The following is a 22,269-nucleotide window of genomic DNA, read 5'->3' as shown; positions in this document are numbered from 1 at the left end:
TTAGCCGCGACTTTCTTAGCTGCTGGCTTTTTGGCCGCGACAGCTTTCTTTGCAGGGGCCTTTTTAGCGGCCGGTTTTTTTGCAGTTGCCATTTCTGTTCTCCTAGATCGAATTTAGATCATTGGGTGAAAAACACTTTGCACTGGTTTTTGTGTGCAAAGCGATTCATGGCGCTGGACCCGGGTCCAACCCCATGAACAGGGTGCGTCCACCACAACACCTCGAGAGCGGATGTTTGTAGGCGTGGGGGACAAATTAGGTGACATGTATGTGTTTAAGCCATCAATCCCAAGACAGTGCACCACCAGATTGGTACTCGATCACGCGGGTTTCAAAGAAGTTACGTTCTTTCTTGAGGTCGATCATCTCGCTCATCCAAGGGAACGGATTTTCTTCATTGGGAAACAGGGCTTCTAAGCCGATTTGTGTGGCACGGCGATTGGCGATGTAGCGCAAGTAGCCCTTGAACATTGAAGCATTCAAGCCCAACACGCCACGTGGCATGGTGTCTTCCGCATATCGGTATTCGAGCTCAACAGCTTTCATAAACAAGGCGTTGATCTCTTCTTTGAACTCTGCGGTCCACAGCTGCGGGTTCTCGAGCTTGATTTGGTTGATCAAGTCGATACCAAAGTTGCAATGCATAGACTCATCGCGCAAGATGTATTGGTACTGTTCAGCAGCACCCGTCATTTTGTTTTGACGACCCAAGGCCAAAATTTGGGTGAAGCCCACATAGAAGAACAAGCCTTCCATCAAGCAAGCGAACACAATCAAAGACTTCAACAGTGTTTGATCAGTTTGCAAGGTGCCCGTGTGGAAGTTGGGATCCATGATGGCTTCGATGAACGGAATCAGAAACTCGTCTTTGTCACGGATCGATTTAACTTCGTGGTACGCGTTGAAGATCTCGCCTTCATCCAAGCCCAAAGACTCAACAATGTATTGGTAAGCGTGTGTGTGAATCGCTTCTTCAAACGCTTGGCGCAACAAGAACTGACGGCACTCAGGTGCTGTGATGTGGCGGTAAGTGCCCAACACAATATTGTTGGCAGCCAATGAGTCGGCAGTGACGAAGAAGCCGAGGTTGCGCATGATCAAACGACGCTCGTCATCAGTCAGGCCATTGGGGTCTTTCCACAACGCGATGTCGCGCGTCATGTTTACCTCTTGGGGCATCCAGTGGTTGGCGCAGGTGGCAAGGTATTTTTCCCAAGCCCATTTGTATTTGAACGGGACCAACTGGTTGACGTCGGTTTGGCCGTTGATGATGCGCTTGTCAGCAGCAGTCACGCGACGAGTACTGGTGGCGGCTGCAGTGTTAGGTTGCGCGGGTGCTGGCGTGGAAGTGACGGTTGCACCGTCATTCAGAGTCCGTGTCACCGCAACAGGCTGAGCGGCAGGTGTCACAGAAAGAGGTGTGAGTTCCATCGAGCGGTGAGGTAGTCCGCTTGCAAGAGGTGATGGCGATGAGGGCTTGACTTCTTCGTCCCAGGTCAACATATGTATTTATCCAATGTGTGAATTATGAATGCAACGAAGAAAAACGCAAAGCATTTGTCAACTTCGTTGCCAGTTTTTGTTGTATCACTGACACGATTCGCAAGTGGGATCGTCCACACCGCAAAACGCAATGTCAGTGGCAGGTATGGCATTCATCTGCGCTTGCGCAGCAGCGGCGGCAGTTTCGAGAGCGCTCATGCCGCTCACAGCTGACCCCGACGACACCGAGTTGTGAGAGCCAGCTTGCACAGTTGATTTCTCAACTTGTTGTGCGCTAGAGGTGCGCAGGTAGTAAGTGGTCTTCAAGCCGCGCAGCCAAGCAAGCTTGTAGGTTTCGTCGAGCTTTTTGCCCGATGCGCCTGCCATATAAATATTGAGCGATTGCGCTTGATCAATCCATTTTTGGCGGCGCGATGCAGCTTCGACCAACCAAGCGGCATCGACTTCAAACGCGGTGGCATACAAGGATTTGATTTCTTGTGGCACACGGTCGATAGCTCGCAAAGAACCGTCAAAATGCTTTAGGTCCATGACCATCACGTCGTCCCACAAGCCGAGGCGCTTCAAGTCGTGCACCAAGTAGTGGTTGATGATGGTGAACTCACCTGACAGGTTGGACTTGACGGACAAGTTGCCAAAGCAAGGCTCGATGGACGCATCCACACCAATGATGTTGGAAATGGTGGCTGTCGGCGCGATAGCCACGCAGTTGGAGTTACGCATGCCGTCCTTGGCAATCTTGGCGCGAAGGGCGTCCCAATCCATGGTCTTGCTGCGATCGACTTCAAGGTAGCCACCGCGTGCCTGGGCCAGCATGTCGAGTGAGTCGATGGGCAAGATGCCTTGGTCCCACAGCGAACCTTTATAGCTGGCGTATTGGCCGCGTTCTTTGGCCAACTCGGATGATGCCCAGTAGGCGTAGTAACAAACGGCTTCCATGGAGGTGTCAGCAAACTCAACCGCAGCTTGTGAAGCATAGGGCACACGCATTTCGTACAAGCTATCTTGGAAGGCCATGATGCCCATGCCCACAGGACGATGACGCAAGTTTGAGTCACGAGCTTTCTTGACGGCGTAGTAATTGATGTCGATCACGTTGTCGAGCATGCGCATGGCCACTTTGATGGTGCGCTTGAGTTTGTCGTGGTCGAGTTCTTTACCGTTGGGGCCTTCTTTTAAGTGTTGAGACAAGTTGACGGAGCCCAAGTTACACACCGCAGTTTCGGTGTCGCTGGTGTTGAGTGTGATCTCGGTACATAGGTTGGACGAATGCACCACGCCCACGTGTTGCTGAGGAGAGCGCACGTTGCAGGGGTCTTTGAACGTGATCCAAGGGTGGCCCGTTTCAAACAACATGGTCAACATCTTGCGCCACATATCTGAAGCTTGGACTGTCTTGCTGGGCTTGATCTCACCGCGCTTGGCTTTGGCTTCATAGGCTACATAAGCGGCTTCGAACGGGGCACCAAACAAGTCGTGCAAATCAGGCACGTCAGATGGAGAGAACAAAGTCCACTCGCCTTTTTCCATGACGCGGCGCATGAACAAGTCTGGAATCCAGTTGGCGGTGTTCATGTCGTGGGTGCGACGGCGATCGTCACCGGTGTTCTTGCGCAACTCAAGGAATTCCTCGATGTCTAAGTGCCAAGTTTCCAAATAGGTACACACAGCGCCTTTGCGCTTGCCGCCTTGGTTCACCGCCACGGCGGTGTCGTTGACGACTTTCAAGAATGGCACCACGCCTTGCGACTCGCCGTTTGTGCCTTTGATGTGGCTACCCAAAGCGCGCACGCGCGTCCAGTCATTGCCCAGGCCGCCGGCAAATTTAGACAACAAAGCGTTTTCTTTGATCAGCTCATAGATGCCGTCTAAGTTGTCAGGCACGGTAGACAAATAGCAGCTAGAGAGCTGTGAGCGCAACGTGCCGCTGTTGAACAACGTGGGAGTGCTCGACATGAAGTCAAACGACGACAGCACTTCATAGAATTCAATGGCGCGGGCTTCGCGGTCCACTTCATTGAGCGACAGGCCCATAGCCACGCGCATGAAGAAGGCTTGTGGCAATTCGATACGGGTCTTACGCACGTGCAAGAAGTAACGGTCATACAGAGTTTGTAGGCCAAGGTAATCAAATTGCAAATCGCGGCTGGCTTTGAGTGCTGCGCCCAAGCGTGGCAGGTCAAACTGCAACATGGCTGGGTCAAGCAATTCGTTGTCCACGCCTTTTTGGATGAACTGCGGGAAGTACTCAGCGTAGTGCTGGCCCATGTCGGCGTGCAGCACTTCTTTGCCCAGCACTTCTTTGGCGATGGTGTGCATCAACAAACGTGCCGTGGCATAGGTGTAGTCGGGATCTTTTTCGATCAGCGTGCGTGTGGCCAAGACAGCGGCTTTGTAAACCTCGTCCATGGGTACACCGTCGTAGAGGTTGCGCATGGTCTCGGCCATGATGGGCTCGGGTTTGACATCAGCACCCAAGCCAGCGCATGAGTCGTTGATCAGGCGTTGCAGGTTGTTTAAGTCCAAGGCCACGCGTTGGCCGTGGTCGATGACGTGCAAAGTCGGTGCAGCAGGTGCCCTCTCTTCTTTGATGTGGGCACGCTCTTGGTTGCGACCCTCGCGGTACAGCACGTAAGCACGAGCGATTTCATGATGGCCACCACGCATCAAGCCCAATTCGACTTGGTCTTGTACATCTTCAATGTGAAAGGTACCGCCACCTGGGCGTGAACGCATCAGGGCGCGAACCACGCCTTGTGTCAGCACTTCGACCATTTCGCGAACGCTGGCCGATGCCGCGCCTTGTGTGCCGTGCACGGCCAAAAACGCTTTCATCATCGCTACAGCAATCTTGGCAGGTTCGAAAGGAACCACAGCACCATTGCGGCGGATGATTTGGTAATGCGTCAACAGGGTGGGGGCGTCTGTGGCCGCACGGTCGTGCGCAATAGAGGCGTGGCCCGTTGGGGTGGTGTGCACAGCGGTTTCTGCGATTTGCATGTGTTTTTATTCCTTGAGAGCAGTTCAATCGTGCTTAGCAAAAGCGAGGTCAGAAGCGAAGTAAAAACGGTGTCGTGACCGCTTTTCAAAAATCCAAGTCGACACTATATCTGGTGTTCGACGGTGTGCCAATACGCTACAGGTAGTGTTTTGGTAGAAAATGATTACATTTGAAATATCATCAAATGAAGAGTCTGGCACACCGGACTTTTGACACCTGCTTGAGCTCAGTGTTGGTGGGCGATTGAATTAAAAATCTAGCGTTGACGCCGTATTTCAAGTTGTTTGGGCCGCTGATACGCATGGCGTCTGACACTGCAATTGAGAAACGCAAAATTCATAAAAAATATTTTTTTTATGAATGACGGAAAATTAATTCTTAGCAGGAAAGCTTTTGTCAGCCCATCCCAAAGATTGCTGCAAAAGTGGCCAATCAAACCCAGAGCCTGGGTCCTGTTTGCGATCAGGGGCCACATGTTCATGACCTGCTATGTGATGCAGTTTGTAATGTTGTTCGATGGCCGCGCACACGCTGCTCAGCGTTTCGTACTGAGGGGCTTCAAAGCTGTGACCTTCTAAGCCTTCGAGCTCAATGCCTATTGAAAAATCATTGCAGTTGTCGCGCCCTTGAAAACTTGATCGGCCTGCGTGCCATGCTCGGTCGTCGCAGCTGACAAACTGAATCAGCGCGCCGTCGCGGCGAATCACAAAGTGCGCGGACACCTCAGTGCCACGAATCTGCTGGAAGTAAGGGTGCGCATCCCAATCCAACGTATTCGTGAACAGCGCTTCAATTTCTGGGCCACCGTAATGGCCCGGCGGCAGGCTGATCGCGTGCACCACTAGCAAGTCAATCGAGGTGTTTGCAGGGCGGGGACCAAAATTGGGCGAAGCCGTGTGCTTGGCAAAGCTGTACCAGCCGTCGCGCCACATCGTCGTCATGGGCTCAGCCTTCATGGGTTTCGCGGTGTGCCTGACTGCAATACGCGCCTTTGGTGCCTTTTGTTGCATCGTTCTCAGGCACATGTGTGCCGCAATGCACGCAGGCCACCATTTCTAGTGGGTCTTTGGGCTTGTCTGATGGTGGTTTGGGTTTGCGTTGTTGGCGAATCCACCAAATACCAACCAAGACAATGAGCAGAAGAATGAGGTATTTCATGATGCGCGGTCCAAAATGACTTCCAGCACAAAGCGCGAACCTGCATAACCCAACATCAACAAACTTGTGCCTACATAGAGAACCCGAACTGCTTTGCGGCCACGCCAGCCAAATCGATTGCGTGCGATAAGAAGCACAGCAAAGGTTAACCAAGACATGAGGGAGAAGACGGTTTTGTGATCCCAACGCCACGCCGCTTGTTTGCCATACAAACTGTCGCCAAACAACCAACCTGCGGCCAAGGTTGCCGTCAGCAAAACAAATCCAGCGGTCACAAACCTAAAAGTCAAGCGCTCCAGCGTGAGCAAGGGCAAACTTACATGCGTCTCAGCACCCATACGCATGTTTTTTTCTACCCGAGTCATCATCGCCGCATGCACCACGGCTGCAGCAAACAAACCATAAGACGCCACACCCAGGGCCAAGTGCAGAGGCAGCAGAGGTGAGGTTTGTGTTTGGAGCACGGTGCCAGGAAACACGCATGCCAACATCACCACAAAAACACCAAGAAAAGACAGCGCCCATCGCATGCGAAGCTGGGGAAACCAATGTTGCTCTAAGGCGTAAAACGTGAGCATCAACCATATGGTGACGGACAACGCAGGCGCAAAACCAAACCGCAAGCCACCGTCTTGTGGCGCAAACAGAGCGAACACCAAGCCAAAGCCATGCAGTGCCAAAGGCGCAATGATCAAGCGATGACCCATGCTGGGGGCCACCCGCGGGCCAATCAGGGCCGTGAGTGCGTAAACGGCTGCCGTGGGAACGCCAAGCCAAAGGTTGAGCGGAATGTCGCTGGCTAAAATCATGACAACAGTTTAGCGTTTTGCTAGACACTTCAAACCAAGCCCCAGCAAGGGTTCAATATGGCATCAGCCCTGACCGACAAACTCTCGCGCCTCGTTAAACACATCAGTGGACAGGCCCGCATTACCGAAAGCAATGTGGCCGACATGTTGCGCGAGGTGCGCATGGCCTTGCTCGAAGCCGACGTGGCGCTGCCCGTGGTGCGCGACTTCATTGCGCGTGTGAAAGAAAAAGCTTTGGGCCAAGAAGTGGTGGGCTCGCTGCAGCCAGGCCAAGCCTTGGTCGCCATCGTCAACCAAGAGTTGGCCGCCACCATGGGCGAAGGTGTGAGCGACCTAAACCTTGCCGCTCAACCGCCCGCCGTCATTTTGATGGCCGGCTTGCAAGGCGCCGGTAAAACCACCACCACCGCCAAGCTGGCCCGTTGGCTGATCAACCAACGCAAGAAAAAAGTGCTGACCGTCTCAGGCGACGTGTACCGTCCCGCAGCGATTGAGCAGCTCAAAACCGTCACCGCGCAAGCCGGTGCCGAATGGTTCCCCAGCTCTCCTGATCAAAAGCCTGCTGACATTGCCCGCGCAGCGCTCGACTACGCCCGCAAACATTACTTTGATGTGTTGTTGGTCGACACGGCAGGTCGCTTGGCCATTGACGAAGCCTTGATGGCTGAAATCAAAGAGTTGCACAGGGTGTTGAACCCGGTCGAAACTTTGTTTGTGGTGGATGCCATGCAAGGCCAAGACGCCATCAACACCGCCAAAGCGTTCAGTGATGCCTTGCCTTTAACCGGCATTGTGTTGACCAAGCTCGACGGCGACTCACGCGGCGGTGCCGCGTTGTCGGTGCGCCAAATCACCGGTGCGCCCATCAAGTTTGCGGGTACCAGCGAAAAGCTGGACGGTTTGGAACTGTTCGATGCCAATCGCCACGCCGGCCGTGTGCTGGGTATGGGCGACATCTTGGCCTTGGTCGAACAAGTCACTGCCAATGTGGACATGGCGGCTGCGCAAAAGCTGGCCGACAAAGTCAAACGCGGCGATGCGTTTGACTTGAATGACTTCCTCGCACAAATTCAACAAATGCGCTCTATGGGCGGCCTGTCCAACCTCATGGATAAATTACCAGCGCAAATGGCTGCCAAGGCCGGTCAGGTAGACATGGACAAGGCCGAGAAAGACATTGGCCGCAAGCAAGGCATCATCCACAGCATGACGCCTTTGGAGCGGCGCAAACCTGACCTCATCAAAGCCACCCGCAAGCGTCGCATTGCTGCGGGTGCAGGCGTTCAAGTGCAAGACGTGAACCGCTTGCTCAAAGAGTTCGAGCAAATGCAAAGCATGATGAAGAAGATGAGCGGCGGCGGCATGATGAAGATGATGAAAAAGCTAGGCGGCATGAAAGGCATGATGGGGGGCGGTGGCGGCTTCCCTGGCATGCGTTAATTCAATTAAGCCGACTCTTTCACCCACACCTCCCCGCGCAGCGAGTGCGGATTGGCCTCCGTAATCTTCACGTCAATCAGCTGATTCATCAGGCGCTCAGGATTGGGCCCGCCTTTGAAGTTGACGATGCGGTTGCACTCGGTGCGCGCACGTAGTTCGGTGGCGTCTTTCTTGGCAAAGCCATCCACCAGCACGCGTTGCACGCTGCCCACGCGTTGCACGTTGATGTCGCGCATGTTGTCTTCGATGATTTTTTGCACCTCTTGCAAGCGGCGCAGTTTCACCGCGTGCGGCGTGTCATCGTGCAGGTTGGCTGCTGGTGTGCCGGGACGCGGACTGAAGATGAAGCTGAACGAGTTGTCAAAGTACACGTCGTGCATGAGCTTGATGAGCTTTTGGTGGTCTTCTTCGGTCTCGCCCGGAAAGCCCACGATGAAGTCCGAGCTCATCGCCATGTCTGGGCGAATGGCGCGCAGCTTCTTGACCGTGCTCTTGTATTCCATGGCGGTGTAGCCACGCTTCATGGCCATCAAAATGCGGTCGCTGCCGTGTTGCACGGGCAAGTGCAAGTGGCTCACCAGTTGCGGCACCTTGGCGTACACATCAATCAAGCGTTGTGTGAACTCGTTGGGGTGGCTGGTGGTGTAGCGGATGCGCTCGATGCCAGGAATCTCGGCCACGTATTCGATCATCAATGCAAAGTCGGCAATCTCAGACGTGCCGCCCATGGTGCCACGGTAGGCATTGACGTTTTGGCCTAAGAGCGTGACCTCTTTCACGCCTTGTGCGGCCAAGCCCGCCACTTCAACCAACACGTCGTCAAACGGACGGCTCACTTCTTCGCCACGGGTGTAGGGCACCACGCAGTAGCTGCAATATTTGCTGCAGCCTTCCATGATGCTCACATAGGCGCTGCCGCCTTCGACGCGTGCAGGGGGCAGGTGGTCAAACTTCTCAATTTCGGGGAAGCTGATGTCCACTTGCGGGCGCATGAGCAATTCACGTTGGTTCAACAGCTCGGGCAATCGGTGCAAGGTTTGCGGGCCAAATACCACGTCCACATAGGGCGCGCGCGCAATGATGGTGGCGCCTTCTTGGCTGGCCACGCAGCCGCCCACCGCAATTTTCACGCCTTTGGCTTTTAAGTACTGAATACGGCCCAGGTCAGAAAACACCTTTTCTTGGGCCTTCTCGCGTACCGAGCAGGTGTTGAAGACGATCAGATCGGCTTCTTCCACGTCGTTGGTTTTTTCGTAGCCTTGTGCTTCGCCCAAGACGTCGGCCATCTTGTCCGAGTCGTACTCGTTCATCTGGCAGCCGAAGGTTTTGATAAAGACTTTGCGGCTCATGGTTGAGCCTCCCCGTGGGGATAAAAGCAGCGGTTCATGGTGTAGATCCAGAGGCTGTGAAAGAAGCTATCTATTGTAATGTTGGCGCGGTGCGGGCCTGTTTTGTGCACATTTATTGCTTTAATTGGTTGCGGCAATAATTTGTCAATCCATGTGGTGATTAAAGCTTGTGTCAAATCATGCCGATACCCACTAACCAGCCCAAACAGGAGCGTGTATTGCGCGTTGCTGTTTGGCTCTCTCAAAATGCACCCACTCAAGTGAATGGCCATGAAAAAATATTTAAGACTGATCATTGAAATCGTCATGGGTCTGCTGCTGGCAGGCGCTTTGGCATTTGGTTACTGGAGCTACACCGGTAAAAACCATGTCATGGGCGAACTGACCGAAGCCAGCGAAGGCGCTAGCGAAGCCCAAGTAGAACTCGAAAAGCTGACCAAGGAATTGGAAGAAGCCAAAGAGAGGTTGGAAGAGGCTGAGCCAGCCGCCAAGCAGCTTGAGGCTGTCAAAGAATCATTCAGCAACGGCGTGGTTTTGCAAGACTATGAAGCTTTCATCAAGGCCCAAAAAGGCACTGTGACCAGCGAACGCCAATTGGGCTTGGGCGCTTTGCGCTTGTTGACCAATGGAGCGGATGACCCAGAAACCATCAGCGCGTTTCAAAAGGCGATGGAGATGGCCGAGTGGTCCTCTCGCTTAAAGTCAATTTGCGCGGCTCAAAGGGCGCTGGCTGCAGCGGGGCAAAAAGTCAAAGTCTTGGCCGACTGTGCCGCAGATCAATCGCATTCCAAGGGTCATAAAAAAGGCCATGCGGTGCATTGGGACTACGCCGGTGACATGGGCCCAGAGAACTGGGGCGACGAGTTCCCCACCTGCGGCAAAGGCACCAAGCAAGCGCCGTTGAACATCACCGGCCCATTTGATAAATCCAAAGACGTGTTGGTGGTCAACTACAAAGAAGGCCCGTTGAAAATTTTGAACAACGGCCACACCATTCAAGTCAATGTGGAGCCGGGCAGCACGTTGAAGATCAACAAAGACGTGTTCAACCTCTTGCAGTTTCACTTTCACCGTCCCAGCGAAGAACAGATTGATGGCAAGCCCATGGCCATGGTGGCGCACTTTGTGCACAAAAACGCCGATGGCAAGTTGGCCGTGTTGGGCGTGTTGCTGAATGACGGCAAAGACAACGCTGCCATTCAAACCATATGGAACAACGCCCCTAAAGCCGAAGGCCCAGAGGTAGTGGTTGACAAGGTTAAGTTTGATCCCAGCAGTTTGGTGCCCGCCGCTTTGACGCACTACAACTACGAAGGCTCGTTGACCACACCACCTTGTACCGAAGGCGTGAACTTCTATATCTTGAAGACACCCGTGGACATTGGTAAAAAGCAAGTCATGGACTTCCCCTTCAAGCGCAACGCACGTCCTGTGCAGCCTTTGAATGGCCGCAAGATTAACGCAAACTAAGTTTTTGATCCAACTAAAAAGCCTGCTCTGTTGATTCAGAGCAGGCCTTTTTCATGTTGACGTGCGCTTATCAACCAAGCGCGATGTGTTGGCCTGACGCCCGATTTAAATTTAAGAGAGTTTGGGCGGCGGCGAAGGCAGGCTGTAGAGCAAGGGCATGGCCACTGCCACCAGCAAAAACACCAACACCACAAAGATCAGCAGTAGCTTGAAGAACTCTGGCGAGTCTGGAAATTTGGTTTTGGGCGCCGGCGCTTGCTCAATTTTGAAGTTGGGCAGTCGCAGCCCAACCCCATCGCCCACTGCCCGCGATCGAAACACATTCACCACAGGCATGCCGTTGGGCTGTGCTCCGCTGAGCGAACAGGCAATTTTCAGTGCCGCTTGAACCTTGGCTTCATGAGACGTAAATTGGCCATAGCCATCCGCTTCAAGCTCGCGCACCTGAGCTTCAGTCAATCCGCACAAACGGGCCACACGTGCGTGGTCGAGTTTGCACAAGGCCCGCAGACGAAGCATGGCTTGGGGGTCGATGAGGTGAGCGTTCATGAGCGTCTGAAGGTTGTGGGCATACGCCTTAAGGCGTATAGACCATCCGGTTGATTTTGATGACAATATTGACAGTTTTTTCAATTCGCTTGCAAATTATTGAGTAAAAATTTCCTATGAATTTTCAAAGAATCAAAGAAAGCGACGGAGTTGAGCTGCCATTGTTATTAAAGAATCGGCTCGTCAGCCTAGTGCTTTACCTCAAAGAAAAAATAGATACAGATCAGTTCAACGAACTGACCTTGGCACAAATTGCCAAAGACAACCGAATGACCCTTCCGCAGTTGATGGAGTTTGGTTTTACCAAGGCGAACTTGGTGTGCCATGTGGTGGTGGCTGAAAACGAGATTCTGATTCAGAAATTAATGAGTCTTGATCTGACAACCATGGGGTCTTCGCTCAACGAGCAAGTCAAATCCTATGTGTTTCAGCTCTACCAACATGATTTAAAACATTTGGCATTTCGTACCGCCATTCAGTCGTATGCCTGGATGTGGTCGGTGGTCGACGAAGCGCGTGTCACCAATCAAGCCATGAAGCTCATGACACCCATCTTCAACGCTTTACAAGCGCAGGGTTTTGACCATATCGACGCCCGTTGCCACTCTATTTGGGCGCTCTACATTCGTGGGTTGCGCACGGCGGCATTGGACAAAGGCAGCGCGAGCGATTGTTTGGCAGCTATCACCCCAGCACTTGAATTCATCACAGAAAGTAAGAAATGACCGATAAAAATGACATGTCCCAAGAAAACAGCATCTTCATCGGTGAGGGTGTGGTGTTCAAGGGCTCAATCAAAGCGCCCAATCAGGCCATCATCTCTGGCAAGTTTGACGGCGAGCTAGAGGCTCGCGATGTACTGATAGGCGCTTCTGGCGTGGTCACCGGCAAAACCACGGCACAGTTTGTCGATGTCAAAGGTGAATTGAACGAAACCGTGACCAGTCGTGAGTTGCTGATTGTCCGTGGCACAGGCCGTGTGAACGGCGCTGTAACCTATGGGGAAATTGAGATCGAGCGCGGTGGTCAGATCAAAGGCGACATGATCCAGCGTTAAATCGCATCAACTGTTAAATAAGCTTGAGGCGCTCTGAAGAGGGCACCACACGCGTCAGGCGAACACCGTAGCGGTCGTTCACCAAAACAATTTCACCTTGTGCCACGATCGAGTTGTTGACCAACAGGTCGAGGGGCTCGCCCGCTATGCGATCGAGCTCGACCACGCTGCCTTGCGTCAGTCGCATCAAATCTTTGATTTTGATTTGAGCGCGACCCACTTCGATGGACAAGTTCACGACGATGTTTTGCAACACCTCGGGGTTAATGTTGCCGGGCATGGTGGGCTTGAAGTCCTCCAAGCTGGGTTCACCGTCATCGTGGGCGGCCGCTTCCGTGACAGCTGCCTCGGCTTCGTCGTGTTCTGGAGTTGGGTTTTCTTTTTCGTCGGTCATGATGTTTTCCTGTCTCAGGTTTTGCCGTGAACATGTTCGTGGTCAATTTGCACCGCAACTTGTGAGCCGCGTGTGCCCACATTGACGTGGAACGTGGGGACGCCGTTGGTGCTCATCAGCGCGGTGTCGTCTTTTTTGAAGAACAACAAATCGCCTTCTTGCAGATGGTTCAAGTGGTGCAGTGTGGTTTTGATGTCACCCATGGTGACTTGTAAATCCAGCTTCGCGTCGCCCACCGCATCGGCAAGGGCTTTGCGCCATTTACGGTCTGACTCTTCGTTGCCTTCGCCGCTTTGCACACGGCTACTCAGCAGTTCGCGTATGGGCTTTAAGGTGGCGTAGGGGTAGACCAAGTCGATGAAGCCTTTGCCACCACTTGCAGTGGCATCGGCTTCGAAGCGGCTTAGAACGACCAAGTCATTTTCGTCGGCGATTTGTGCAAACTGAGGGTTGATCTCAGAGCTCACGTGCTCGCATTCGATGGGCATCAATGGCCCCCACGCTTCGGTGAGCGAACGAAAGAACACATCCAGAATAATCTTGATGATGCGTGTTTCAGTAGGGGTGAACAATCGGCTGGGCGGCAACTCGCCCACGCCTTTGCCAAAGCCACCAAAAAAGCTGTCAAGCGAGCTGAACACCACATTGGGGTCGATGATGATCACCGAGTTGCCGCGCAGCGGATTCATGCGAATCATGTTGACCGATAACGGGGCACGCAAGCCTTTGAGGTAGTCGCCAAACTTCAAAATTTGCACACGTGTGGGGTTCACACGCGGGCTAGAACGCAGCACTTCAAGCAAGCCAAGACGGAACAGTCGGATGAAGCGTTCGTTGATCATGTCGATCGACGACACGTTCACACCCAGGCTGCTGTCTTCGCTGGCGAGGTCATGCTTGCGCACTCGCACGCTGTTGTTGAAGCCAGTGTCGGTCTCGATCGAACCGTCGCGCACGCCTTCCGACAGTGCGGCCAGTTCTTCGTCCGAGAGCAGGTTAGATTTCATGGGCTTGATTAGTTACTGCATCACAAAAGAGGTGAAGAACACGTCTTCAACGCCGCCGAAGTCTTCGTACTTCATGAGCATCTCGTTCATCACAACTTTGACTTTTGCGGCTAATTCGACGCGGAAGTCAGACTTGGCTACATCGGCTTCGGTGCTTTGACGCATCACGTCTAAGACTGCCGAGCGAATGGCGAATTCATGCTTTTTGATGTTGTCAAACACGCGCGAATCGTAGTGCGTCATCACGGCCACTTTCACGACCATAATTTTTTTCGAGCTCGTGATGTTGGTCATGAACTCTTTGTCGATTTCCAAGTAAGTGTTCTCAAAGCGCGTGGTTTCGGCATCCTTCTTGACTTTAGCCATGCTGCCGGGTGAGGCAGCTTTGGCGCTCTCAGCCTCTTTTTCTAGTATGTCCACTTTTTCGTGTGCGGCGGCTTCGCTCTTGCGCTCAAAGTAGCCAGAGAAAAACAAGGTGCCAAACGTGACGGACATGATCAGGACGATCACGGATAAAGCGATCACCAAGATCAAAAGAATGGGTTTCTTTTTCTTCGGTTCAACTTCGACGACTTCTTCAGCCGTTGCTGCTACTGCTTCTGTTGCCATTTCATTCTCCTAATATTCAGATTGTCACGTGTAATTTATACATAAAGGTCAAGCAAGGACGCGGCGCCCTTTTGGGGTGCAGAGGTGCGACTGATTGCGTCGCCTGACCCATTGACTTGAGATGATGAATTGTCTCTAACTTGCGACTGCTTGCCCGCATGCCCAGAGTTGTTTTGTGGGTTGTTGGCGTCGCCATGACCGACGTTCACCTGACCTGCATTAATACCAAAGTTGCCAAGCGCTTCACGCAAACGTTGGCTGCTGTTTTGCAGCAAGTCGCGCGTGAGCGGGTTATCGGCGCGGAAGATGGCGTCGAGTTTGCCGTCTTTCATTTCGAGTTGAATTTCCACACCGCCTAAATTAGAGGGACGCAACGCAAATTTCATTTTCCATTCGCCGTCGCTCAGTTGTTTGTGCATGCGTGCGGCCATTTCAGTCGCCATTTTGTCGCTGAGTTGGTCATAGACCTCGCCCATGTTGGCGGCAGTTGGAACTGCACTGGCGGCGGCTTGGGCCGCGTTGTTGCTGCGGTTCAAGGCTTGGGCAAAGCTGCTGAAGTTGTTAGCTTCGTTGGACGATTCCTGTTGCTGCTCTGGGTGGCTGTCGCTGCCTGCATCTTCAGAGAAGCGCGACAAAAGGGCGCTCACGTCTTGTTCATCGACGCCCGTGCCGAGCAACGACAACATGTCCAGCGTGCTGGGCATAGGCGCGTTGGCGGCGGCTGCAATGGCTGCGTTATTTAAAGGCAGCACAGCGGCTGGCAACACGGTAATTTGCAATTGCTGAATGGTCGCCATGTCGGTGGTCGTCAAGCCAGGCAATGCGGGTGCTACCAAAGTGGTGGCTGCCGCTGCCAAGCCTGCGCCAGAAGCCGCAACCGGGGTTTGGGCCGAGGCAACTATGGCAGGCGGTTGTGCTGCAAATGTGTTGTTGGCGTTGGCAACACCGTCTGAACTCGCGCCATTCAAAGCGGTGCTGATGGCCGCTTGCAAAGCGTTGGTGGGTGAAGGCAAGCCAGCAGTCAGTGCTGATGGCGAATTGGCGGGTGTTTGGGCCAATAAGCTCTGGATCGTCGACTCGTCCAAGCCCATGGACTTGGCAAAAGCAGCCAAGCTCTCAGGGCTAGGCGCTTGATTCGGATCAGTGATGAGGTGGACTTGCGGGCTGAGCACCACGGTTTGCAGCGCTGTTGCTGGGGTGGCTAAAGCAGTGGGTGCGTCAAGGCTGGCATGGGTGTTGGCGATAGGCGCCAAAACTGCAGCTGGCGCAACTGGCGCAACTGGCGCAGCAGGCAGAACTGGCGCAGCAGGCGTAACTGGTGCAACTGGCGCGCCTTGCATCAGTCCTTCCAACAAGACCTCCACATCCGTGCCCTCTGCTTTTTGTGCAACAGCTTTGTTGCGCTGGTGCGCGTGTTTTGGAGCTTTGTCGTCTGACGCATCGTCTGATGGGGCAGCATCTGAGCGTTTTTCGCTGCGCTCGTCCTCGACTGGGCGTGAATCTTGTGTATGCGCTTCAGTTTGGGGATGCTCGGGCACATCAGCGGCAAAAGTTTGCCGGTCTTGTGGCAACAAGCGCTCCATTTGACGCGCCATAACCTGAGCGAAATCAAATCCCAAACTGGCGCCCGCAGACGGGCCAGCGCCAGAATGCGCGCCTTGTGGCGCTGTGCTTGGGCTGCTGTTTGGCACCAGCGGGGCTGGTGGCATTTGAAGGTAGTTAGACAGGTTCATGGTGGTCTTTAAACGAGTTTGCCATCGAGTTAAGCAAGAACCGTGACAGGACAGTTCTTGCCGCTAACAGCGGAGGGGCACATCAGTGTCAGTTTGACTTGGCACATCGATTGCTTAGTGAACATGCCTCGAAAGTTTTTTCAAGGCGAAAAGCAACCTAAACGTTCCACTTTCAACTGGATTTCATCAATGAGCACTCTCACTCTGTCAACGATTCGACAGAACTTGTCAAAATTTGACCTCTCCGGACTCAGTATTCCGGTGGTGGTGCTCGTCATCATGGCGATGTTGGTCTTGCCATTGCCTCCAGTGTTGTTGGACTTTTTGTTTACTTTCAACATCCTTGTCAGTTTGGTGGTGATCATGATCGCCATCGGCACCCGTAAACCCCTTGAGTTTTCATCCTTCCCCACGGTGTTGTTGTTTGCCACTATGTTGCGCTTGGCGCTGAACGTGGCATCCACCCGCGTCATCTTGGTCGATGGTCATACCGGTCACGAGGCTGCTGGCAAAGTGGTCGCGGCATTTGGTGAATTTGTGATTGCGGGTAACTATGTAGTTGGCTTCATCATCTTTGCGATTTTGATGATCATCAACTTTATTGTGGTGACCAAAGGTGCAGGCCGCGTCTCTGAAGTCAACGCCCGTTTCACCTTGGACGCCATGCCCGGCAAACAAATGTCGATTGACGCCGATTTAAACGCTGGCGTCATCGACCAAGAAACCGCCAAGCTGCGCCGCGCCGAGTTGGCTCAAGAGTCTGACTTCTTCGGCTCCATGGACGGTGCCTCCAAATTTGTCAGCGGTGACGCTGTGGCGGGCTTGTTGATTCTGTTGATCAACTTGATCGGCGGCTTGATCATCGGTGTGGTCCAGCATGACTTGCCCGTGGCTGAAGCTGGCAAGATTTACACCTTGCTCACCATCGGTGACGGCTTGGTCGCTCAAATTCCTTCGTTGCTGTTGTCACTGGCCACCGCCATCATCGTGACACGCGTCACGACCTCCGAATCTATCTCTGAGCAAGCGTCACTGCAATTGGCTAACCCCACAGCCTTGTTCATTTCGTCCGTGATTTTGTTGATCTTGGGCATGGTGCCTGGCATGCCGCATTTGATGTTCATCACCTTGGCCTTGGCATCTGCCGGGTTGGGTTTGATGATCGTCAGCCGCGACGTGCAAGAAGAGCAAGCCGAACAAGCCGTCAAAGACGCTGTGCCCGTTGAAGGCCCCAAAGAACTCGACTGGGACGATGTGGACCAAGTCGATCTGATCGGTTTGGAAATCGGCTACGGCCTGATCCCCTTGGTCAACGCCGAAACCGGCGGCGAACTGATGACGCGCGTCAAAGGCGTGCGCAAAAAATTGTCTGCCGAGCTGGGCTTTTTGGTCCAACCCGTGCGTATCCGAGACGACCTAAACATCGACCCAGACGCTTACAACATCGTGCTCAAAGGCGTGGTGCGGGGCAAAGGCGAAGTCAAAGTCGGCCGCGAGCTGGCCATCAACCCCGGCCATGTGTATGGGCAACTCGAAGGCATTGCCACCCGCGAACCCGCCTTTGGTTTGGAAGCTGTGTGGATCGAGCCTTCACAACGCGATCAAGCGCGCACCCTCGGCTACACCGTGGTCGACGCCGCCACCGCTATTTCTACCCACCTCAACAAAGTGCTGCGCGAAAACGCCTCTGACATGTTGAGCCATGACGAAACCCAACAGCTGCTCGACAAACTGGCCGCCAAGTCGCCCAAGATTGTGGAAGACCTCGTGCCCGGCAAGTTGTCCCTTGGCATCTTGACCCGCACCTTGCAAAACTTGTTGGCCGAATCGGTATCGATCCGCGACATGCGCACCATTGCTGAAGCCTTGACCGAGGCCAGCACCCGCACGCAAGACCCAGAACAACTGACCGCCATGGTTCGCCCCAAGCTAGGCCGCATGATCATGCAAAGCCTGATTGACAGCGACAACGGTTTGCAAGTCATGACGCTTGAGCCATCGCTCGAACAGTTGCTGCACAACGTGTTGCAACAAAGCCAGCCCGGCCAAGCCGTGGTGATGGAGCCTGGCCTGTCTGAAAACTTATTTGCCGGTTTGCGCGAAGGCGCGCGCACCGTAGAGGAAATGGGCCACCCCGCCGTGTTGGTGGTGTCGCCCGTAATTCGTGGCTGGCTGTCCAAAGCCTCACGATTCCGCGTGAACGATTTGACTGTGCTGTCTTACAGCGAAATTCCGGACGATCAGGCCGTCAAAGTGATCCACACGGTGGACGCCAAAGCCCGATAACCCGCAAACCATTACCAAGACAGAGTGAGCTGACCCTATGGAACTCAAACGCATCCTTGCCCGCGATATCCGCGCTGCCAACGAAAAGGCCGTGGCCCAATACGGCCCGGACGTGCTCGTCATCTCGAGCGGCCAAGTCAATGGCTTGACCGAGCTGATCGTGGCGGTTGATCTGGCCCCCCTCACACCCGAGGAAGCCGATCCGTTTGTGAAAAGCCGATACGCCACATCGGGCAAGCCAAGTGGCAAGTTTGATGTGTTGCTGGGCCAAACCATCGATCAAAACAAACGCGATGCCCGCGAGCGCCAAGCCACCCAAGTGGCCAAGCCCCTCGTGGAAATGGCGGCCAAACCTTCCCAAGCTGCTGCCTCTAAAGTCAAAACCGCTGCCAAAACAGCGGCTCAGCCGGTTGAAGAATCAGCCAAACGCGCTGCCGAAGAACACGACAGCTTGCGTGGCCGCGAAATCGTGGCCTTGGTGCGTGAAGAACTCAACTCGTTGCGCCGTGAATTCAAACTCGGCCAACAAATGGCTGCTTGGCAACATGGCGGCATGCCATTGCCACCCGCCATTGCGCCCTTGCGCGATGCCTTGAACGACGCCCCCATTCCTGTCGCCTTGCGCGCCTTGTTGATCGACAACATCAAAGACCACAACAACATGGCCGACGCCCTAGGCGCTTTGAGCCGACAACTGGCCCATTCTGTGGAGCAAGAACAAGCACAAACACCCGTGTCGGGTATTCATGCGTTGGCTGGCCCCTCGGGCGCTGGCAAGTCCATGATGGTGGCTCGCTTGGCGCAACACGCTGCGCAGCTGCACGGCAGCGAAAAAGTCATGGTCATCAGCTTTCAAGACCAGCGTGCGGGTGCTTGGAACCAAACCCAGTTGCTCTGTGCCCAATCGGGTGTGGACGCGTTCCGCGCCACCAACGCGTCGACCCTCAAACTCTTGCTTGACGAACACGTAGACCGCAAACTCATCTTGATCGACACCGCCGGCGTGCAAATGAACGAGCGTTTGGCCGAGATTCGCGCCTTCAATTTGAATGTGCAGTGCCACGCTGTGATTCCAGCCGACGCATCGGCCGCCAATATCCGCCGTGTGTTTGACAACGCCGACAACGTGTGGGCCTCTTTGATGCTCAGCAAGCTCGACGAATCCAACCAACCTTGGGCCTTGTTGCAGTTCTTGACCGACAAAGTTTTGAGCGTGTCCGTGGCAAGCCACGGCGAGCGCACGGCTGACTTGGTGCAAGACGTGTCCTTGGCAGGTTTGGTGCAATGCGCCCTTGACAACTTGCCATTGCCAGAAACCGAAGAACACGTTCAACTCAATGCCCGCGAAGCTGCGGTCAATGAACTGGCGGCTTCCAAGTTAGCGCAAATTGCGGCCAAATTCAAAACCGAACCCACAGGCTTGACCCATGAGTAATTCACGCAGAACAGAAGTCATCGGCATAGCCAGCGGCAAGGGGGGTGTGGGTAAAACCACCACCTCCATCAACTTGGCGGTGGCGCTTTCCCAACTGGGCCACAGCGTCATGTTGTTTGACGCCGACTTGGGGCTGGCCAATGCACAAATTGCATTGGGCGCGCGTGCCGAATACAACTTGGGTCATTTCTTGGCAGGTCAAAAAACCCTGCAAGAAATTGTCATCACCACCCGCCAAGGCGTCAAGCTCATTCCCGGAGCCTCTGGCATGCAAGAGCTGGCAGGACTAAGCGATGTGCAAGCGGCCAGCATCGTGCAGTCGTTTGGCGTGTTGGCCGACGATGTCGATTATTTAATTGTGGACGTGGCTGCGGGTATTTCGCCTTCTGTCTTGTCTTTCTTGGCTGCCTGCCAACGCCGCTTCATTGTGGTCAAAGACGATCCATCGTCCATTGCTGACGCCTATGGCACCATCAAAATCTTGAGCAAAGAGATGGGCTTGGACGAAATTTACCTTTTGCCCAACATGGTCAAAAGCCAGTCGGAAGGCTGGAAACTGTACAAAAAACTCAACGACGTCTGTGTGCGTTTCTTGGGTGAGTCGGTGCACTACCTCACCTCGATCGAAGACGACGAGATGGTGTTGCGCGCCCTCAAAAAATACCAGTCGGTGATGGAACTCGCCCCTGGCACAGCCGCTGCTCGTGATTACATGCGTTTAGCCGACGCATGCACGCACTTGCGCACCATTGACCACCCGTCGGGCGGTCTGCAATTCTTCATGGAGCGACTGATGCAAAACAGTTCGTCTGACACATGAGAGCACTTTCACCGATTGAAATGTACGGTTCTTGCAAGCCCAAAGGGGAGGACTTGGTCATGGCCCATTTGGGTCTGGTCAAGCGCGTTGCTTTGCACTTAAAGGCCCGTATTCCCGCCTTTATGGAGCTCGACGAGCTGATTCAAGTGGGCATGATTGGTCTGCTCGAAGCCTCGCGCGCCTTCGATCCCGTCAAAGGTATTGAGTTTGAAAACTTTGCCCACAGCCGTGTGCGTGGTGCCATGTTGGACGAGGTGCGACGCTTGTCGTTCCTGCCCCGCTCGGCAGTGGCTTTCAACAAAGAACACAACACCACCATTCATGCATTGGCAGCCGAGTTAGGGCGTGCCCCTACGCAAGCTGAGATTGCCGAATACATGGGCAAAGATCTGGAAGACTTCCACCGAGAGCGCGGCAAAGCCAAGCGCTTCGAGACCTATTCCATGGAAGTGGTCACCGAAGAGGTGATGACGATTGCCGATGACAGCTCGCAACAACCCGATGTGATTGTTGAAGAAGCGCAGTTTATGGACGCCGTGACCGACGCCATTGCCCAATTGCCTGAGCGTGAACAGCTGGTTATGCAACTCTATTACGTGGAAGAGTTCAACCTCAAAGAGATCGGCGAAACCCTCGGCGTGAGCGAGTCTCGCGTGAGCCAAATTTTGTCGTCTGTGGTCAAAAAACTGCGAGGCACCCTCAAGGTGGGTGATGCCGCAGAAACCCACAAACATGAATCAAGGAGACGCGCATGAGTAATTTCATGATGAACATGATCTCTTGGATCTTGTTGCTCTTAGTGATCTTGACCCTGTACCTGATCGACAAGGTCAATCACTTGGCCAAGATGTATGAGGCACCTAAACCAGATAGCCGGGGCACGCCCGGTATGCTGGGAATGTCCGAGTTCGAAACCGAAATTCCTGGCGACTTGTTGTTTTCGGGTCTAGAGGGCAAAAAGCTCTGGGATGCCATGAATGGCAAGCAAATCGAGGGCTTTGACGAAAGCATGATCGAGGCCTTGCGCCCGCACTACGAACCCATTTTGCGTGAGCACATCACGGCCACCTTCAAAGACGGCCTTGAAGAGGTGGGCGGCGACGAAAGCAAAGTGCCTAGCTCGATGCGCAAAATTTCGACCGTCCGTGGCTTTATTCAGTCTTGGTTGCCGCCGCAGCATTTGGGCAGCATCTACCGCTCGGCTTTGGAGTTTGCGAGCACCTATGCCAACGACCCCAATCCTGAAGTGTTGGTGCGCTTGCAGCAAACGGTGGACAGCGTGGCAGACATGCTCTACCAACGCGTGGGCATCACCAACGAGGTCCCGTTCTCTGAATTTTTGTTTGACGACGTGCCGCTGGCCGATGAGCCTGACAACAAAGACACTTTGCTGGCCTTGACCGATGAATCTGCCAAGGCAGAGGTGTTGGGTGATGGCTTGCTGGAAGACAGCGTTGAGCGTCAACTCTCTCCCGAAGAATTGGCTCAAGGCCGCGAACAGGTGCAAGCCTATGAAGACGCACAGCGGCAAGAAGTTGCCGCTGAGACGGTCGAAGCGGTCATGCCGTCCGAGTCAATGGCCGAGGTTTTGCCTCAAGAAGCGAGTGACGTTGAAGTCAAGCCTGTTTAAGATGAATTCAGCTCAAGTT

The 22,269-nt window shown here is 53.9% G+C and carries 20 protein-coding genes; 9 read left to right on the top strand and 11 right to left on the bottom strand.

What is annotated here, in order from left to right; all coding sequences use genetic code 11:
• Positions 1–282 precede the first annotated feature (282 nt).
• The 5 genes from ABWP81_RS01605 to ABWP81_RS01585 form a co-directional block, all read right to left on the bottom strand.
• Positions 283–1,503, bottom strand: a complete 1,221-nt coding sequence (locus tag ABWP81_RS01605) for a ribonucleotide-diphosphate reductase subunit beta (RefSeq protein ID WP_353138608.1) — start codon at positions 1,501–1,503, stop codon at positions 283–285.
• Positions 1,504–1,587: 84 nt separating this feature from the next.
• Entirely contained in the window at positions 1,588–4,503 is a 2,916-nt protein-coding gene (locus tag ABWP81_RS01600; RefSeq protein WP_353138605.1) for a ribonucleoside-diphosphate reductase subunit alpha, read from the bottom strand.
• A 372-nt stretch (positions 4,504–4,875) separates the two neighbouring features.
• On the bottom strand, positions 4,876–5,445 hold the full coding sequence (ampD, locus tag ABWP81_RS01595; RefSeq protein WP_353138602.1) for a 1,6-anhydro-N-acetylmuramyl-L-alanine amidase AmpD: 570 nt from the start codon (positions 5,443–5,445) through the stop codon (positions 4,876–4,878).
• 4 nt (positions 5,446–5,449) lie between these two features.
• Complete coding sequence (locus ABWP81_RS01590) at positions 5,450–5,662, bottom strand: PP0621 family protein (protein ID WP_353138599.1); 213 nt, start codon at positions 5,660–5,662, stop codon at positions 5,450–5,452.
• Positions 5,659–6,471 (bottom strand): cytochrome C assembly family protein, encoded by an 813-nt coding sequence (locus ABWP81_RS01585; RefSeq protein ID WP_353138596.1) that lies wholly within the window; start codon positions 6,469–6,471, stop codon positions 5,659–5,661. The genes ABWP81_RS01590 and ABWP81_RS01585 overlap by 4 nt, the downstream gene beginning before the upstream one ends.
• A 57-nt stretch (positions 6,472–6,528) precedes the next feature.
• On the opposite strand from ABWP81_RS01585, the gene ffh reads away from it, so the two are divergent.
• A complete protein-coding gene (gene ffh, locus ABWP81_RS01580; protein WP_353138593.1) occupies positions 6,529–7,911 on the top strand; it encodes a signal recognition particle protein in 1,383 nt (460 codons plus the stop codon).
• Positions 7,912–7,916: 5 nt separating this feature from the next.
• Here the strand turns inward: ffh and miaB are convergent, their stop codons facing one another.
• Positions 7,917–9,260 carry a tRNA (N6-isopentenyl adenosine(37)-C2)-methylthiotransferase MiaB gene (gene miaB / locus ABWP81_RS01575; RefSeq protein WP_353138590.1) on the bottom strand — a complete coding sequence of 448 codons (1,344 nt, stop codon included), beginning with the start codon at positions 9,258–9,260 and terminating at the stop codon, positions 7,917–7,919.
• 270 nt (positions 9,261–9,530) lie between these two features.
• Here miaB and ABWP81_RS01570 point away from each other — a divergent pair, with 270 nt between their 5' ends.
• Positions 9,531–10,730, top strand: a complete 1,200-nt coding sequence (locus tag ABWP81_RS01570; protein ID WP_353138587.1) for a carbonic anhydrase family protein — start codon at positions 9,531–9,533, stop codon at positions 10,728–10,730.
• 111 nt (positions 10,731–10,841) lie between these two features.
• Here ABWP81_RS01570 and ABWP81_RS01565 read toward each other — a convergent pair whose 3' ends face one another.
• The gene (locus ABWP81_RS01565) at positions 10,842–11,279 is read right to left on the bottom strand and encodes a hypothetical protein (protein WP_353135024.1); all 438 of its coding nucleotides are present in this window, start codon (positions 11,277–11,279) and stop codon (positions 10,842–10,844) included.
• 116 nt (positions 11,280–11,395) lie between these two features.
• On the opposite strand from ABWP81_RS01565, the gene ABWP81_RS01560 reads away from it, so the two are divergent.
• Together ABWP81_RS01560 and ABWP81_RS01555 are read left to right on the top strand one after the other, a co-directional pair.
• Entirely contained in the window at positions 11,396–12,004 is a 609-nt protein-coding gene (locus tag ABWP81_RS01560; RefSeq protein ID WP_353138585.1) for a hypothetical protein, read from the top strand.
• Entirely contained in the window at positions 12,001–12,336 is a 336-nt protein-coding gene (locus ABWP81_RS01555) for a bactofilin family protein (protein ID WP_353135030.1), read from the top strand. The genes ABWP81_RS01560 and ABWP81_RS01555 overlap by 4 nt, the downstream gene beginning before the upstream one ends.
• A 13-nt stretch (positions 12,337–12,349) precedes the next feature.
• On the opposite strand, the gene fliN is transcribed toward ABWP81_RS01555, so the two are convergent.
• From fliN to ABWP81_RS01535, 4 genes are read right to left on the bottom strand one after another with little or no spacing between them, the layout of a single operon-like run.
• Entirely contained in the window at positions 12,350–12,730 is a 381-nt protein-coding gene (gene fliN / locus ABWP81_RS01550) for a flagellar motor switch protein FliN (RefSeq protein WP_353138582.1), read from the bottom strand.
• 14 nt (positions 12,731–12,744) lie between these two features.
• Entirely contained in the window at positions 12,745–13,737 is a 993-nt protein-coding gene (fliM, locus tag ABWP81_RS01545) for a flagellar motor switch protein FliM (RefSeq protein ID WP_353135035.1), read from the bottom strand.
• Between the two features lie 12 nt (positions 13,738–13,749).
• Positions 13,750–14,346, bottom strand: a complete 597-nt coding sequence (locus ABWP81_RS01540; RefSeq protein WP_353138579.1) for a flagellar basal body-associated FliL family protein — start codon at positions 14,344–14,346, stop codon at positions 13,750–13,752.
• Between the two features lie 35 nt (positions 14,347–14,381).
• A complete protein-coding gene (locus ABWP81_RS01535) occupies positions 14,382–16,079 on the bottom strand; it encodes a flagellar hook-length control protein FliK (RefSeq protein ID WP_353138576.1) in 1,698 nt (565 codons plus the stop codon).
• A 189-nt stretch (positions 16,080–16,268) separates the two neighbouring features.
• On the opposite strand from ABWP81_RS01535, the gene flhA reads away from it, so the two are divergent.
• Genes flhA through ABWP81_RS01510 form a run of 5 tightly spaced genes read left to right on the top strand, consistent with a single transcriptional unit; the run spans position 16,269 to position 22,250 of the window.
• Positions 16,269–18,365: a flagellar biosynthesis protein FlhA gene (gene flhA / locus ABWP81_RS01530; RefSeq protein ID WP_353138573.1), complete on the top strand. Its 2,097-nt coding sequence runs from the start codon at positions 16,269–16,271 to the stop codon at positions 18,363–18,365.
• A 37-nt stretch (positions 18,366–18,402) separates the two neighbouring features.
• Complete coding sequence (locus ABWP81_RS01525; protein ID WP_353138570.1) at positions 18,403–19,800, top strand: flagellar biosynthesis protein FlhF; 1,398 nt, start codon at positions 18,403–18,405, stop codon at positions 19,798–19,800.
• Positions 19,793–20,620, top strand: a complete 828-nt coding sequence (locus ABWP81_RS01520) for a MinD/ParA family protein (RefSeq protein WP_353138567.1) — start codon at positions 19,793–19,795, stop codon at positions 20,618–20,620. Before ABWP81_RS01525 ends, ABWP81_RS01520 begins: the two co-directional genes overlap by 8 nt.
• Positions 20,617–21,375 carry an RNA polymerase sigma factor FliA gene (gene fliA / locus ABWP81_RS01515; protein WP_353135053.1) on the top strand — a complete coding sequence of 253 codons (759 nt, stop codon included), beginning with the start codon at positions 20,617–20,619 and terminating at the stop codon, positions 21,373–21,375. The genes ABWP81_RS01520 and fliA overlap by 4 nt, the downstream gene beginning before the upstream one ends.
• Positions 21,372–22,250 (top strand): hypothetical protein, encoded by an 879-nt coding sequence (locus ABWP81_RS01510; protein WP_353138564.1) that lies wholly within the window; start codon positions 21,372–21,374, stop codon positions 22,248–22,250. The genes fliA and ABWP81_RS01510 overlap by 4 nt, the downstream gene beginning before the upstream one ends.
• The last annotated feature ends 19 nt before the right edge of the window (positions 22,251–22,269 follow it).

The organism is Limnohabitans sp. (assembly GCF_040401135.1).
Lineage (GTDB): Bacteria > Pseudomonadota > Gammaproteobacteria > Burkholderiales > Burkholderiaceae_C > Limnohabitans.
The sequence above is the reverse complement of the archived record's forward strand: the minus strand, read 5'-3'. Positions and strand labels throughout refer to the sequence as shown.

Coding starts and splice junctions, on each gene's coding strand:
- ABWP81_RS01590 (WP_353138599.1), bottom strand. CDS start 5,662: ATGAAATACCTCATTCTTCTGCTCATTGTCTTGGTTGGTATTTGGTGG.
- ABWP81_RS01535 (WP_353138576.1), bottom strand. CDS start 16,079: ATGAACCTGTCTAACTACCTTCAAATGCCACCAGCCCCGCTGGTGCCA.
- fliN (WP_353138582.1), bottom strand. CDS start 12,730: ATGACCGACGAAAAAGAAAACCCAACTCCAGAACACGACGAAGCCGAG.
- ABWP81_RS01565 (WP_353135024.1), bottom strand. CDS start 11,279: ATGAACGCTCACCTCATCGACCCCCAAGCCATGCTTCGTCTGCGGGCC.
- ABWP81_RS01525 (WP_353138570.1), top strand. CDS start 18,403: ATGGAACTCAAACGCATCCTTGCCCGCGATATCCGCGCTGCCAACGAA.
- ABWP81_RS01520 (WP_353138567.1), top strand. CDS start 19,793: ATGAGTAATTCACGCAGAACAGAAGTCATCGGCATAGCCAGCGGCAAG.
- ABWP81_RS01540 (WP_353138579.1), bottom strand. CDS start 14,346: ATGGCAACAGAAGCAGTAGCAGCAACGGCTGAAGAAGTCGTCGAAGTT.
- ABWP81_RS01510 (WP_353138564.1), top strand. CDS start 21,372: ATGAGTAATTTCATGATGAACATGATCTCTTGGATCTTGTTGCTCTTA.
- fliM (WP_353135035.1), bottom strand. CDS start 13,737: ATGAAATCTAACCTGCTCTCGGACGAAGAACTGGCCGCACTGTCGGAA.
- ABWP81_RS01605 (WP_353138608.1), bottom strand. CDS start 1,503: ATGTTGACCTGGGACGAAGAAGTCAAGCCCTCATCGCCATCACCTCTT.
- fliA (WP_353135053.1), top strand. CDS start 20,617: ATGAGAGCACTTTCACCGATTGAAATGTACGGTTCTTGCAAGCCCAAA.
- flhA (WP_353138573.1), top strand. CDS start 16,269: ATGAGCACTCTCACTCTGTCAACGATTCGACAGAACTTGTCAAAATTT.
- ampD (WP_353138602.1), bottom strand. CDS start 5,445: ATGACGACGATGTGGCGCGACGGCTGGTACAGCTTTGCCAAGCACACG.
- ABWP81_RS01555 (WP_353135030.1), top strand. CDS start 12,001: ATGACCGATAAAAATGACATGTCCCAAGAAAACAGCATCTTCATCGGT.
- ABWP81_RS01560 (WP_353138585.1), top strand. CDS start 11,396: ATGAATTTTCAAAGAATCAAAGAAAGCGACGGAGTTGAGCTGCCATTG.
- ABWP81_RS01570 (WP_353138587.1), top strand. CDS start 9,531: ATGAAAAAATATTTAAGACTGATCATTGAAATCGTCATGGGTCTGCTG.
- miaB (WP_353138590.1), bottom strand. CDS start 9,260: ATGAGCCGCAAAGTCTTTATCAAAACCTTCGGCTGCCAGATGAACGAG.
- ABWP81_RS01600 (WP_353138605.1), bottom strand. CDS start 4,503: ATGCAAATCGCAGAAACCGCTGTGCACACCACCCCAACGGGCCACGCC.
- ffh (WP_353138593.1), top strand. CDS start 6,529: ATGGCATCAGCCCTGACCGACAAACTCTCGCGCCTCGTTAAACACATC.
- ABWP81_RS01585 (WP_353138596.1), bottom strand. CDS start 6,471: ATGATTTTAGCCAGCGACATTCCGCTCAACCTTTGGCTTGGCGTTCCC.